18 protein-coding genes are annotated in these 12,972 nt (G+C 46.2%); 7 read left to right on the top strand and 11 right to left on the bottom strand.

Annotated elements, in window-relative coordinates:
- Positions 1-7: 7 nt before the first annotated feature.
- The 10 genes from accB to AC6RGY_RS04145 all read right to left on the bottom strand — a co-directional run bounded on the left by accB (position 8) and on the right by AC6RGY_RS04145 (position 6,754).
- On the bottom strand, positions 8-535 hold the full coding sequence (gene accB / locus AC6RGY_RS04190) for an acetyl-CoA carboxylase biotin carboxyl carrier protein (protein ID WP_499859940.1): 528 nt from the start codon (positions 533-535) through the stop codon (positions 8-10).
- Between the two features lie 207 nt (positions 536-742).
- Positions 743-1,291, bottom strand: a complete 549-nt coding sequence (locus AC6RGY_RS04185) for a SpoIIIAH-like family protein (RefSeq protein WP_499859939.1) — start codon at positions 1,289-1,291, stop codon at positions 743-745.
- A 13-nt stretch (positions 1,292-1,304) separates the two neighbouring features.
- Positions 1,305-1,928, bottom strand: coding sequence for a stage III sporulation protein AG (gene spoIIIAG / locus AC6RGY_RS04180; protein WP_499859938.1), 624 nt, complete (start codon positions 1,926-1,928; stop codon positions 1,305-1,307).
- Positions 1,929-1,940: 12 nt separating this feature from the next.
- The gene (gene spoIIIAF / locus AC6RGY_RS04175; protein ID WP_499859937.1) at positions 1,941-2,639 is read right to left on the bottom strand and encodes a stage III sporulation protein AF; all 699 of its coding nucleotides are present in this window, start codon (positions 2,637-2,639) and stop codon (positions 1,941-1,943) included.
- Positions 2,640-2,648: 9 nt separating this feature from the next.
- A complete protein-coding gene (gene spoIIIAE, locus AC6RGY_RS04170; RefSeq protein ID WP_499859936.1) occupies positions 2,649-3,857 on the bottom strand; it encodes a stage III sporulation protein AE in 1,209 nt (402 codons plus the stop codon).
- A 15-nt stretch (positions 3,858-3,872) separates the two neighbouring features.
- Complete coding sequence (gene spoIIIAD, locus AC6RGY_RS04165) at positions 3,873-4,262, bottom strand: stage III sporulation protein AD (RefSeq protein WP_499859935.1); 390 nt, start codon at positions 4,260-4,262, stop codon at positions 3,873-3,875.
- Between the two features lie 18 nt (positions 4,263-4,280).
- Positions 4,281-4,487 (bottom strand): stage III sporulation protein AC, encoded by a 207-nt coding sequence (spoIIIAC, locus tag AC6RGY_RS04160; RefSeq protein ID WP_499859934.1) that lies wholly within the window; start codon positions 4,485-4,487, stop codon positions 4,281-4,283.
- Between the two features lie 24 nt (positions 4,488-4,511).
- Positions 4,512-5,030, bottom strand: a complete 519-nt coding sequence (spoIIIAB, locus tag AC6RGY_RS04155; protein WP_499859933.1) for a stage III sporulation protein SpoIIIAB — start codon at positions 5,028-5,030, stop codon at positions 4,512-4,514.
- Entirely contained in the window at positions 5,027-6,001 is a 975-nt protein-coding gene (spoIIIAA, locus tag AC6RGY_RS04150; protein WP_499861456.1) for a stage III sporulation protein AA, read from the bottom strand. The genes spoIIIAB and spoIIIAA overlap by 4 nt, the downstream gene beginning before the upstream one ends.
- 303 nt (positions 6,002-6,304) lie before the next feature.
- A complete protein-coding gene (locus tag AC6RGY_RS04145; RefSeq protein ID WP_499859932.1) occupies positions 6,305-6,754 on the bottom strand; it encodes a CD1247 N-terminal domain-containing protein in 450 nt (149 codons plus the stop codon).
- Positions 6,755-6,910: 156 nt separating this feature from the next.
- Here AC6RGY_RS04145 and AC6RGY_RS04140 point away from each other — a divergent pair, with 156 nt between their 5' ends.
- The 7 genes from AC6RGY_RS04140 (at position 6,911) to AC6RGY_RS04110 (ending at position 11,932) form a co-directional block, all read left to right on the top strand.
- On the top strand, positions 6,911-8,182 hold the full coding sequence (locus AC6RGY_RS04140; RefSeq protein ID WP_499859931.1) for an MFS transporter: 1,272 nt from the start codon (positions 6,911-6,913) through the stop codon (positions 8,180-8,182).
- A 280-nt stretch (positions 8,183-8,462) separates the two neighbouring features.
- On the top strand, positions 8,463-8,813 hold the full coding sequence (locus AC6RGY_RS04135) for a hypothetical protein (protein ID WP_499859930.1): 351 nt from the start codon (positions 8,463-8,465) through the stop codon (positions 8,811-8,813).
- A gap of 294 nt (positions 8,814-9,107) precedes the next feature.
- Positions 9,108-9,845 carry an SDR family NAD(P)-dependent oxidoreductase gene (locus AC6RGY_RS04130; protein ID WP_499859929.1) on the top strand — a complete coding sequence of 246 codons (738 nt, stop codon included), beginning with the start codon at positions 9,108-9,110 and terminating at the stop codon, positions 9,843-9,845.
- Positions 9,829-10,839, top strand: a complete 1,011-nt coding sequence (locus AC6RGY_RS04125) for an S-adenosylmethionine:tRNA ribosyltransferase-isomerase (RefSeq protein WP_499859928.1) — start codon at positions 9,829-9,831, stop codon at positions 10,837-10,839. Before AC6RGY_RS04130 ends, AC6RGY_RS04125 begins: the two co-directional genes overlap by 17 nt.
- Complete coding sequence (locus AC6RGY_RS04120) at positions 10,788-11,216, top strand: VOC family protein (protein WP_499859927.1); 429 nt, start codon at positions 10,788-10,790, stop codon at positions 11,214-11,216. Before AC6RGY_RS04125 ends, AC6RGY_RS04120 begins: the two co-directional genes overlap by 52 nt.
- 226 nt (positions 11,217-11,442) lie before the next feature.
- Complete coding sequence (locus AC6RGY_RS04115; protein ID WP_499859926.1) at positions 11,443-11,637, top strand: hypothetical protein; 195 nt, start codon at positions 11,443-11,445, stop codon at positions 11,635-11,637.
- A gap of 22 nt (positions 11,638-11,659) precedes the next feature.
- On the top strand, positions 11,660-11,932 hold the full coding sequence (locus AC6RGY_RS04110; protein WP_499861455.1) for a spore coat protein: 273 nt from the start codon (positions 11,660-11,662) through the stop codon (positions 11,930-11,932).
- Between the two features lie 354 nt (positions 11,933-12,286).
- Here the strand turns inward: AC6RGY_RS04110 and AC6RGY_RS04105 are convergent, their stop codons facing one another.
- Positions 12,287-12,925, bottom strand: coding sequence for a DUF4291 domain-containing protein (locus AC6RGY_RS04105; RefSeq protein ID WP_499859925.1), 639 nt, complete (start codon positions 12,923-12,925; stop codon positions 12,287-12,289).
- Positions 12,926-12,972: the final 47 nt, after the last annotated feature.

Here is a 12,972-nt window from a genome sequence, read left to right as displayed (position 1 = left end):
CTCCCACCTATGAGGTGGTCTTCACTTGAAAGAGTGGTTGACCATATTCAACGAGCTCTCCATTGTCGACGAGTACCTTAACAATCTTCCCACGTGTTTCTGCCTCGATCTCATTCATCAATTTCATCGCTTCAATGATACAGACAATCGTTGTTTCTTCCACTTCGGCTCCCTCTTCTACATACGAAGCTTGATCAGGAGCTGGCGCACGGTAAAAAGTTCCTACCATGGGCGATGTGATCTCATAAAGGTTCCCATCTGCTTTTTCGCTCGGCTTCTCCGTCACTGGAGTTGGAGCGGGAGCAGGAGCCGATTCCTGTTTCTCAGGAATGGAAGGAGCAGGTGGAGCAGATGTCTGGATATTCTCCACACGCGCCGTTCTTTCCTCCACGGGAGGTGAGAGAACCTCTGCCCCTCCAGAAGACTTTTTCTTGATTTTAATCTTGGTACCTTCGTTTTCTAATTTAAATTCTTCAATTTGCGACTCATCCACTAGCTGAATCAGTTCGCGCAACTCATGCATTCGTAGTGGCATGAGAATCACTCCTTTCCAACGAGCTCCCTTATCGGTGTCTAACTCTTGGCTAAAGGGTATAATCAATTTAATGATAATGCTTTTTGCTGGGATTGACTACCCCTACTTTCTCATTCCTATTGTTAACCGATTTCAGCAGAAAAAACCCTCAAGTGGAGAGGGTTTCGTCAGGGTGACTTCCGTGATCAAGCGTGAATATGATCGCATTTAAGGGCGATAAGTAACCGAAACCTGGTTGGTCGCCACACCCAATTGTTTTTTTGCCAGGCTTAAAAGATTGACTACCTCTTCCGATGTTAACTCGTCGCTTTGTACAATGACATTGACATGTTCATCATTGTTGATGACCACGGCATCCTGGTAGCCTTCTTCACGAATCAGCTCTTCCAATACCGTTTCCGTCTGATCCACTTCCATCAAATCGTTGATTTTCGCCTGTGCTTCATCAATCTCTTCCTGTGTCGCTTCAGGGTCTGTTATTTTCTCCATGTATTCAGCGGAAATCTTTGACCGGAGTGCTTCTCTTTCCATATGATAGCCGACAAAATAGTCACCCGCTTCCTGCGCGGTTTCTTCACTTGGCTCTTCTGCTCCCGTCGTTGTGTCCACTTCGCCATTCACTTTCTCTGCACTTTGCTTTTCTTTTCCTTGCTCATCTGCTGGCTCCACCGGGCCTGTCACTACGTAGTACGCAGACAGTACCACCATCAACGTCAACATGGTCACCAACCACACCGTTTGTCTATTCATTTTCATCCTTTACACCCTCCTAGCCTTTTGGCATTACAGAAATTCGATGAGGCGGAACATCAAGCGACCGTTCAATCGCCTCCATGATGGCTGCCTTCACTTTCAGATTCTCTGCCCCTTTTGCTACTACCAACACCCCACGCACTTCCGGCTTCACCTTTTTGATGATCAACGGTTCTTCTGTCTGCCCGTTCTTATAAATCACCACCTTTTCGTCACTCGTCTCTTCATGAATTTTACGAGAACCTCCCTGACGGTCCGTCTCATCGGTCATCCTTTCCTGTTTATGACGGTCTTTTTCGATCACTGTTTCCATCGACGCATCTAAATTGATCATCACAGAGACTTGTTCCACTCCAACAATGTTCTCTAAAAGTTTCGTCATTTCTTCTTCATACATTTGTTCAAAATCTTGAATCGTGATGTCATCGCTTGTATTTTTATCTCCAAAAGTGGCACGCTCTTCGGCTTCGCTATTTTTTTCTGTTACAGGGGGAGAGAGCCCCTCTGGGTCGACACGAAAAAAGTTGGCCACAATCATCACAGCAAGTCCAATACATCCTATTAACAAAAGCCAGCGAATCGACTGCGCTCGACCTGCCCCCCACTTCTCTTCCACCTGATCCAACAGCCGTTTGATCACCCCATTCCCTCCTCATCCCTTACTTTCATTAATAAATATCACATGGGTCTCATCCAGCCCCCATACTTCTTTCACATGGGCTTGGATCAAATGAGTCAACCTCGTCTGCGTCGCCGAGGGCATCACCCCCTCTTTCTGCATATTACTAGCAGGTACCGTCTCTTCGCTTATTTCCACCTTCCCAATCGGTTCCACAGGTTCGATTTCTATCGCTTCTATCTCCGCTGTCTCGGCAGACTCATCCATCTGTTCGTTGCCACTACTTTCTTTTACATATACGGTTAATCCCTTTAGTTCTGCTGGCTGACCCTCTTCGCCCCATTCAATCAGCAATTCCGCTTGGCTAGTGTGGATGGAAAATCGCTTCTCGATATCCTTTACCATTTCCTCTTCCAATTGCTTGTTCACCTGTGCTCGCATCCACTGTTGTTGTTCGCTTTCTAATCGTTCTGATTCTTGCTTAATCTCATCCAATGAACGCATGGATCCTGTCGCTAGCTGCGTGTCACTTTCCCAGGTCCACTGCGAAATATCCAAATCATCATTTAAAAATTGAAAGATAGGAGCCAAAATAGCGAGAATGATGAGCAAACCCATCACTAATTTCACATACCGATCCAGCGCATGGTTGGGTAAAAGCAAGTCAATAAAGCTCGCCATCAGAACCAATAGAATGATGGGCTTGAGCCAATCACTAATCAATTCGACCATCTGTGCCACCTACCGCATCATCACTGTAATATTGCCCGCCGTAATCATGATGGTCACAGCGAGAAAGAACATCAAACCTACTGTAGCGAGGGCCGCGAAGATATAGATGAGCGTCTTTCCGATAACCGAGAGGACCCCGATAATGGGACTATTCCCCAGTGGTTGCAACAAAGCTGCCGAGAAGTTGTAGATAAAGGCAAGTGACAAAATCTTAATAGCGGGAAAGGCGCAGATGAAAAGAAGAAGGAGTACCCCTGTAATCCCAACTGCATTTTTCACCAAAAGAGAAGCACCTACCACCGTATCCGCCGCATCCGAGAAAACCCTCCCTACGACGGGTACAAAGTTGCCTGTTACATACTTGGCCGTACGCAAGGTGACGCCATCAGCTACAGCCGCTGTGGCCCCTTGCACCGAGATAATGCCAAGGAAAATTGTCAGCATCCCGGCTAGTAAACTCATCCCCAGTTTTTGCATGAAACCAGCCAGTTGGTTTACTTGGTATTTCTCCGACAAGCCACTCACGATGTGCAAAATAGCCGAGAAGAAAAAGAGAGGGAAGACAACAGTGTAAATGATCGTTCCCACTGCATGGATCATGAACACAATCAGCGGATGAAACATCGCCACCGATCCAATATTGCCAACCGAAGCGAGCAAGGTGAGAATGAGTGGGACGAGTGCGATCATAAAGTCGATCATGGTGGCAATGGCCGACTTAGCGGAATCCACGGCAACCGTAAAGCTCTGAATGGCTAAGATGATAATCACCATGAACGCAATCGCATAAGCTACTTTACTTACTTGGTTTCGCTCAAACGCCGTCTGTAAGGTTTGTAAAATCATGCTAAAAACTGTCAACACGATGATGGTCCCAATTAGCTTACTATTGTAGAGAAGCTCGTGGAAAAAGTAACGAACCATCCCTCGTGAAATTTCCTTAAAAGAGAAGCCTTTCTCCCCACGCTCCATAATTACTTCAAACAGGCTTGGCTGTTCCGTCGGCAGGTAATCATGATAAGTAGACTGAATTTGCTCCCAAAACCCTTCTACCTCGTCTGTTTGTAGATACTGTAATTGCTCCTGTACAACATCATCTGCCACTGTTGATGGATCACCCGTCTCCTCTTCTCCAGTCGCTAAAGCGATGCTTGGCCATAAGCATAGTGTGAATACGAGAAGTGCGAACAGGCGAGTGATCGATAAACGCACCCTCATGTGTCATCATCCTTCTCAAGCAGGGAGTATTTCCACTACCGTTTCGATAATCGTCGTAATAATCGGGATCGCTAATACCATGATGAGAATTTTCCCAGCTAGTTCGATCTTGGAAGCAATCGCCCCTTGCCCAGCATCACGGGTCACTTGTGCACCAAATTCGGCTATATAGGCAATACCAATAATCTTTAGTATGGTTTCTAGAAAGACCGTGTTCACGCGCGCTTGATTCGCAAGGTGGATGAGAATCTGAATAATATCTGAGATTTTTCCGGCGACACTGATAAAGATCATGACCCCAGCAAAGGTTGCGAGCAGGAAAGCAAAAATCGGTTTTTGTTCTTTTAAGACCAGAATGAGAAAGGTGGCGATCAATCCCAAGCCCACAACCTGGATAATCTCCAACTAGACCGCCTCCACAGCTTAAGATCGAAACAAGAACACACTTTTAATCGTCTGAAAGAGGTCCTCAATATAGGCAGCAACCATGAACAAAACCACGATAAACCCAATCAAGGTGACCCAATGGGCCATATCCTCTTTCCCCATTTGTTTTAATACCGTATGAATCATCGCAATGATAATCCCTATACCTGCAATCTGAAAGATGGCATCCACATCATATGGCATGGTTCACCCTCACCCCTATTAACATTAGTACAGCAAGATAATGATGAGGGCTCCGCCAAGAACCCCAAAACTTTTGCACATTTTTTCATACTGTCTTTGCTCATCCCTTGCATGATTCTCTTCTACTTTTAGACTGCTAATCGCCATTTCCAGATGATTCAATTGATCATCGCGGTCGGATAGTCCCAATGTTTTGCCAAAAGCGAGGAGGATTTCTTGCTCCGCTGCTTTTAGATGCAGGTGCGACCAGGAGGCTTTGACGGCTTTTTCCCAGCATTCATAGGTGGAAGCACCATCTAGCTCTTGTAGATAAGTGGCACAGGATCCGAAGACCCGTCCCACAGGAGATCGTTCACGAGTAGCAATATAAGTGAAAGCTTCTTTCAAAGGACGCGAACCATAGATAATATCGGTTTCTAGCAAAGATAACGCTTGACATAATTGACGAATCTGCCGTGGCCTTTCAGAAAACCCGCGTGCGAGCATAAAGCCAACCAACGTAGTGGAAGCAAGGATGAGTGCCGCACCGATGAGTTTCATCATGAGGACTCAACCACCTGGCTCGTTCGTCCTGAATGAAGGAGCCGTCGTCGCTCTTGATCATATACTCCTTCAATGGTACCGGGTCCCTTACGCCGACTAAGCACAACATAGCGAGAAAAGACCCCTTCGCGAATCAGAGCGGATAGCACTGGCCTTCTGCAAACATCTTTCAGATCAAAACCATGCGCGGTCGTAAACACACGAACACCGGCGTAAACCGCTTCATGAATCGCTTCACCATCTTCTTGTCGACCGATCTCGTCCACAATTAATACATCAGGGGACATAGAGCGAATCATCATCATCATGCCTTCTGCTTTTAGACACCCATCCAGTACGTCCGTGCGAACGCCCACATCATGTTGCGGAACCCCATGGACACAACCCGCTATCTCCGATCGTTCATCGACAATCCCTACCTTGAAAGCCAAACGATCTCGGCCACCGTTACTTGTCAACCGCGCAAGATCACGGAGCAAGGTTGTTTTTCCACACTGGGGGGGTGAAATAATAAGCACGTTTTCTGCTTGATCTTTCTGAATAATAGAGGGGATAAGAGACTCTCCCACACCTTTCACTTGACGAGCAATACGAACGTTAAACCCTGTCACATCGCGCAGGTGCCGTACCTCGCCTTTTTCCATAATAACCTTCCCAGCCAGTCCCACACGGTGACCGCCAGGGATCGTAACGTAACCACGCTTGAGCTCTTCTTCCATCGCATAGAGAGAATGGTTGCTTACCAGGTTGAGCATCTTATGACAATCTGTTTGCGACGGTTGATACGCTTCACCTGTAGCTTGTGTAAGCCTCCCCTTTGTATCGATGAAGCAGGACCGATGGGTGAATATCATTTCCAATGGACGCCCCTGTCGAATACGAATCTCTTCTAGTTGGTTGGTCAAGGTATCAGGCAGTGCTTGCACCATATTACGCAACGAAAGCGGTAGTACTTCTAACACTGGTTTCAGCAATCTCCACCTCCTGTTCGATCGTTTACCTAATCCATATGAACGGCTTGTTCACAATATGACCGTAAGTGATAGAAAGAAAGAGAGGAGAGATGATAGAGGGAAAACTAAAAAAAGTCTCCTTAGAAGCTCCTACCACTGGAGACTTCACTCTCATGCAAACGGGAGAGGACGAACATTGAAGTAATGCCGTCATAATCATTACGGGTTTAAATTAGAAAATTGAGATCATTCAGCATAATTAATATAGAGCTGGCTATGCCAATACTTCATGGCATTCACCAGCTCCTTATCCTATACACCTTAATGCGGGCTACTCATATTCATTGTTCCATAATCGTTAGTCGAATCATCTGTACCCGACAAAGTTTCCGCTTCTTCTACTTCGTCTGTCATTAATAACACTTCTCCACAACAGGGGCATTCTATTTGTTTCATTTCGTCCGATCCTAACAATTGTTCGTCAATCACTACCCCTTCATGGCACTCTGGACACTCCAATTCAATTAAGTCCTCTCCTGCCTCATCATAGAGAAGAATTTCCACATCATTTAAATCTTCATCTATCGCCTCTACATACTCTTCCAGTTCGTCTTGACGACGGAGTAACAACTCTGCTTCTTCCACATGTTCATCGAAGAGCCCGATAAGCCGCGTCAATACTTTGTATTCCACACGATTCTCGTTGTTGGTTGAGTCCATCATGCCATGCAAATAAGACAGCTCACGCCGTATGTGTTCAAACGATTCCATTTTCCATCCCTCCATGGCGAGTGTGCGTTTCTATTCTCACCACAACCATGCCTCGCCATACCTCCAGTAGAAGAGACAAATATCTGGTAAGAAGGAAGGGTAGGATAAAGGAGCATGTGATATAGATCTTTCAATTTGAAACATGAGGTGAGCGCGTTGCAGAGCCACTCAAGGAACCAAGAGTCTCCCCGTCCTGCCATCATCGTCGTATTAAGTACCATTCCCTTATTAATGGTGCTAGGCAATTCGATGATCATACCGGTGTTACCCGCAATGGAAAGCCAATTACATCTTACCTCCTTACAAGTAAGTATGGTTATAACCGTTTTCTCATTATCTGCGGGCATCGTCATTCCCTTCAGTGGTATTCTCTCTGATCGGGTCGGACGGAAGAAGGTGATTCTCATCAGTCTCATCATCTATGGCGCCGGCGGAATCGTGGCCGGAACGGCAGCGATCATCGGAGGAGGTTCCTATTCGATCCTTATGGCCGGACGCATCATTCAAGGGATTGGTGCGGCGGGAACTGCTCCCATTGCCATGGCGCTAGTGAGTGATTTGTATGTTCAAAAAGAGCGAAGTAAAGCTTTGGGAATCATTGAAGCTGCCAATGGCATGGGCAAGGTACTTAGTCCCATCCTTGGAGCCCTCATTGGACTGATTACTTGGTATGCTCTTTTCTTTGCTTTCCCTCTCCTCATTCTGCCGACGATTATTGCTTTTTGGATCGTCATTAAAGAGCCAAATACAACGCGTAAGCCTCCTTCTCTCGCTCAGTATAAAAAACATCTATCCAAGACATGGAAAAGGCAAGGGAGGTGGATGACCGTTGCTTTTTTATCCGGAGCGGTTACGCTCTTCATCCTATTTGGGGTTTTGTTTTATCTATCGGATAGTTTAGAGAAAAGGTACGGAGTGGAGGGAGTGCTCAAAGGGCTTATTCTAGCCATCCCATTACTTTTTCTTAGTGCTGCCTCCTATTGGACCGGTGTGCATATACAAAAAGCCGTTCGTCACATGAAGCCGTTAATCCTCATAGGCTTATTCACCTCTGCTATCGTCATGGCAATCGTTCCATTCGTACAAAATACCTACTTACTCATCGGTTTGCTTGTGTTTGTTGGCGCGGGGGGTGGCTTGGTTTTGCCTTGCCTCAATACCATGGTCACTTCTGCTGTCCATTCAGAAGAGCGTGGAATTGTTACCTCCATTTATGGTAGTGTCCGCTTCCTAGGTGTCGCTTCTGGTCCACCTGTATTCGGCGCACTCTTGTCTTCTCCATTTCTTCTGTTTATCGGGAGTAGTGGGCTAGCAGCAATCATCGGATTGCTGGCACTTCTTCTCATCCATCCACCACACCGTCTCAAAAGTCCCCATGGGCATTCCCGATTGCTGGTGCGTAAGAAAAGACTACGGCCTATCAGTTAGTGCCCTTCTCAAGCATCTTTTCTTTTCTCTCGTTGCAACTAAGAAAGAGACCCTCAGCAAGAAGAGGGTCTCTTTCTTAGTTGCACATCCATGATGGATTCCTCGATACGATAGTACAGAACATCAAGCAAAGAGAGACCGATGTCTATTCGTTGATGGGGCACTCGTTCGTTCCTTCACCACACAGTAATATGAATAAAATAGTTGTTTTTCTCTCTTTAACCATCCAAGCAGACAGATAGACCTCCACATACGTTATGTAATGAGAAGGGGGAGTGAGATGATAATGAAAATTGTTAATGTAGATGGTCGGGTATTCCTTGTTATTCAAGATCCACAAGGGAGAAATTCCATTGTCGGCATTAGTTCTCAATATGCGGAGCAACTAAAGCACAAATACCATATCCCCATCATTCAAGTAAATCAGCCTCAGCTACCACACCGATCTCCATCCGTGAAGCCACTCCAAAAGCCAACACCACCTGACCCACCTGTTGCAGAATTTGAACTGCCTGATCAAATCCTACCTATTGCCAATCAAACAAAGAAAAGATCACAAAGTGAGTCCAATCCACTGGCTGAGCTAGAAGAGTTGCTCGAAGAGTATCGCGAGAGAAAGCTTAAACCATAACAAGCATGCGATGCCAGGAAGAGAAAATATCCTTTTCTATCAGACGGCAGGCTTCTGCCGTTTTTATTTATGTTTCTTTCGGAGAAACCGCTCGCCCATCGATGACCAATCTCCTTCGATGCTCGTGCTGGTTCAGACACGAGTCGTTGCATATCAATTCCTTTCCTTTTTTCCGTCTAAAGTCGTAATCTTGCTTCCTCCTATTTCATGAAAGCCTACCCCTCCCTCTTTCCGATTCTTTCCCGGTTAAACCTCGATACAATAAAAGCAACAACCAAGGAAAGAGGGATAATCATGAAAAATCAAGTAATTATGATCAGCGGAGCATCGAAGGGACTAGGGAAAGCATTGGCCATCTCCTTTGCTAAGCAAGGAGCGAAGCTTGCCATCTGTGCACGTGATGAAGTGAACTTGGAGCAGGTTCGCCAAGAAATCGCTCCCTTCGCGCAAGATGTTCTGGCGATCCGAGCTGATGTAGCCAATGAGCAGGATGTGGATCGCTTTGTCTCTGTCACTGAGGCCACTTTTGGAAGCATAGATGTCTTAATTAACAACGCCTCCATATTTGGACCAGGCCCCACCCTTCTAGCCGATTACCCCGTAGATTCGTTCGAAGACGTACTTCGAGTAAACAGTCTCGGCCCTTTTCTTCTCACCAAGCGGGTTCTACCGGGTATGCTTGCACGAGACCGCGGAAGTATTATCAATGTCACTTCAGAAGCGGGGAAGACTGGTTATGCTGAGTGGGGGGCTTATGGCATCAGCAAATTTGCTTTAGAAGGGTTAACGCAAACGTGGGCAGATGAACTGACAGACACCGGTATACGGGTTAATATGGTTGACCCAGGAGAGATGGATACCGAAATGCACGACCTAGCTGTGCCTGGCTGTGACTATCCACTAGCAGCTCCCGCTACGGTTACAGAAGTCTTTCTCTACCTTGCCAGTGACCGTTCACACGACATAAACGGGCAGCGTCTAGAAGCTCAAGCATTCGGTAAGGAGGATAAGAATCATGCTTCATTCGATTAAACCCTCGTTTGTGGTCCCTCCTCATCTGCACGCCTCCTCACCACCCACTAGGCGGGAAGATGTACGCATGATGATCTTGGAGCGGGAAACAGGAAACATCCAACATTCTCACTTCCAAAGCGTCCCCTCCTTTATCCAACCAGGTGATTTAGTCGTCTTAAACAATAGCCGGACGATCCCAGCTAAGCTCATCATGGATGGGGTAGAAATTCGCTTGTCCAGACAAATTTCTGACCAAGAATGGGATGCACTGGTACTAGATAAAAAGGCGAAAATCGGTAGCCACTACTCCCTCCATGAAGCGTTATCTGCTGTTGTTACGGGAAAAGGAAGTGAACCTCCCCTCTTACGCCTCTCTTTCTCGCAGAAGGGGGCACAGCTACTGGAATCCATCTATCAGTACGGTGCCCCTATCCATTATGACTATGTTGATCGACCGTGGGAACTCGCACATTATCAAACCATTTATGCCTCACAACCCGGCTCCGTAGAGATGCCTTCTGCGGGGAGGGCGTTTACCTGGAACATTCTGAAGGAGCTCCAACAGCAGGGAGTACAAATCGCTTTTATCAGTCTACATGCCGGTTTAAGCTATTATCAGGATGATCACTGGCCTCAGCCGACAGAGCACCCGGAGCAGGTGATCATCTCACAAGAAGTAGCCGACCAAATTAATACCACTAAGCAAAAAGGCGGAAACATCGTTGCTGTCGGCACGACTGTCGTACGTGCTTTAGAGGCAGCGGGACAAAAAGGAGCAGTCTCTCCTTATCATGGATCGACCAATCTGTATATCCAAGAAAACTATCCTCTACAAATAGTAGATGGGCTCCTCACCGGTTTTCACGAACCAGAAGCGAGCCATTTGCAACTATTAACTGCCTTCGTGAGAAAAGAACTACTGTTTCGCGCCTATACAGACGCATTGGAAGAAGGGTATCTATGGCACGAATTTGGCGATCTCAATCTTATCCTGCCACAGCAGAGACGATAATGCAGGTTCACCATATCGGCTTCTCCGTATCAGATGTGGAAATGGTCAGCCTATGGTTAGAGCAACAAATGGGCTTTACACAGGAGACTTGTCTTAAATGGGCGGGGGAGAGCATCATCTTTTTAACTCGAGGGTCATTACGAATCGAACTTGTGCAGACAGAAAAAAGAAGTAGTAAGGATATGCAAGACGAACAGGTTCACGTCGCTTTTACCGTGGATTCACTAGAATCAGCACTTCCATACTTTACACTCTTAGAGGGACCTTATGTTCTAGATAATGGATGGAGAGTGGCGTTTGTTGAATGGGGTGAGGAGAGATGGCTGGAGTTGATTGAATTGAGCTACCAACATCCATCCTTTGAGGAGAGTGATTGATACAGTTGCCTTGCTTAAACAGCACAGAAAGCCAACATGGTCTATTCCAAGCTCGGATGAAAGCAGACCGGCGAAGAGGTGTCTAGGTGTCTGACTTTCTCGGTGCGTGGTGGATATTTTCATATGAAGATCGACTTCCATTTATTATCATCATAATTTTCGTATAGAGAATCATCCTATAAGGGGTACACCCCATTCACCTTCTTAAGAAAAGGAGAACGTTTCTATGAACACTGTCAATCAACTTTCCGAGCTGGATTTGCAAAATCTGCGTCATCTTATTGGCGGGCATGAAACCGTTGCTAAGAAGCTCGACTTTTATGCTCAACAGTGTAATGATCCCCAATTTAAACAGATGCTTCAGAAGGACGCCGAAGATGCAAGAAATACAAAACAACGACTCTTGTCGTTTTTAGGCTAAGGGAGGCAAAGTGATGAACACCATGAATCCAACCATCAGTGGTACATTAACAGAGAAAGATATGATCAATGACTACCTCTCCGCGATTAATGGTAATCTTACTGGTTACGCCAATATGATTGCCCAGACGGAAAATCCACAGTTACGCCAAACCCTACAGGAAATCCGCAATGGCGATGAGAACAGACAATTCAACCTGTACCAGGCCGCCAAACAAAAAGGGTATTATCAACCGGCTGGTCCTGCGAATCCTGGTCAAATTCAACAGGTAAAATCGCAGCTTAGTCAAGGATAAAGGGTTAACGTGTAACAGCCTACTCCCACTGGGACGTAGGCTGTTATTATTTAAGTGCAAGGAGTGAATCATCGCAACAAAGAGGCATTACCAAAGAGGAACCATATTAGGTTCCGAGATGCATGGTTGTTCCTCATCATTCATTCGGATTCGGCTACCCTGTCATTACCACTATTTGTATAACTTCCACTCGACTAAGTAGAGTAAAACGGTATCGGATCAAGGATGAGTTTCGTGACTGGACAACGATCTTCCCCTACCATAAATCCCAAACGGGCCATTAGCATGCAAAGAATCTCCGGATATGCTCAAACAAAATGTGAGCTAAAATTAACCCTCTTTACAGCTCACTACTCACCTATCTAGCCCAACTCTCTTTCTCAGCATGGTATCCTCAATCTCATAAGGACGCTCCTTCGGAATAACCAGCTTGTCTAACTCCTCGTTCCGAACATGCTGACGCTGTTCTCGGACAAACGAGGATACATCTTCGATACGGTATATCCACTCTGTTGCATAACGCCTCAATGTCTCCCCTCTTAAGCCCAATTGAATTGCACGGCGTTCTACTTTGTTTCCCATGGGATCATGATCGGGGTCCCATTGCAGACGCACATCCGTCTGTACGCCTGCCTCTTTCCAATCTTCGTATGAATGATAGTCAAGCGGATCAAATGAAGATGAGACTGCTTCTCGCAAAATCGTATGAAAAGCCTCCCGCTTCAACCAGATCGCTAACACCCTCTCTTGATTCTCTTTCATCCCCCAACCACAGCGGTACATCATCCAAAGGAAATTAGGTTTGATCCAACTCATCCGCGTAAATTTAAACCCGCCTCCAAACTGCTGATGCAACGCAGCGTACTCCCCAATGGAAGGATGATACGCCTGATACACCACAATGGCTTCTTCATCGTACTGTGCTAAGATATGGCGACCTGTTGACGGCCACTGCTTAATCTGCTCTTTATATGGCTCTGTTATTAGCTTCATATTGTTTATCCCTTCTCTCAGAATCGTTTTGTACTCTTAAGATCATC

The sequence above is a fragment of the Mechercharimyces mesophilus genome, assembly GCF_059818345.1.
This window is presented reverse-complemented; position numbering and strand designations above follow the sequence as displayed.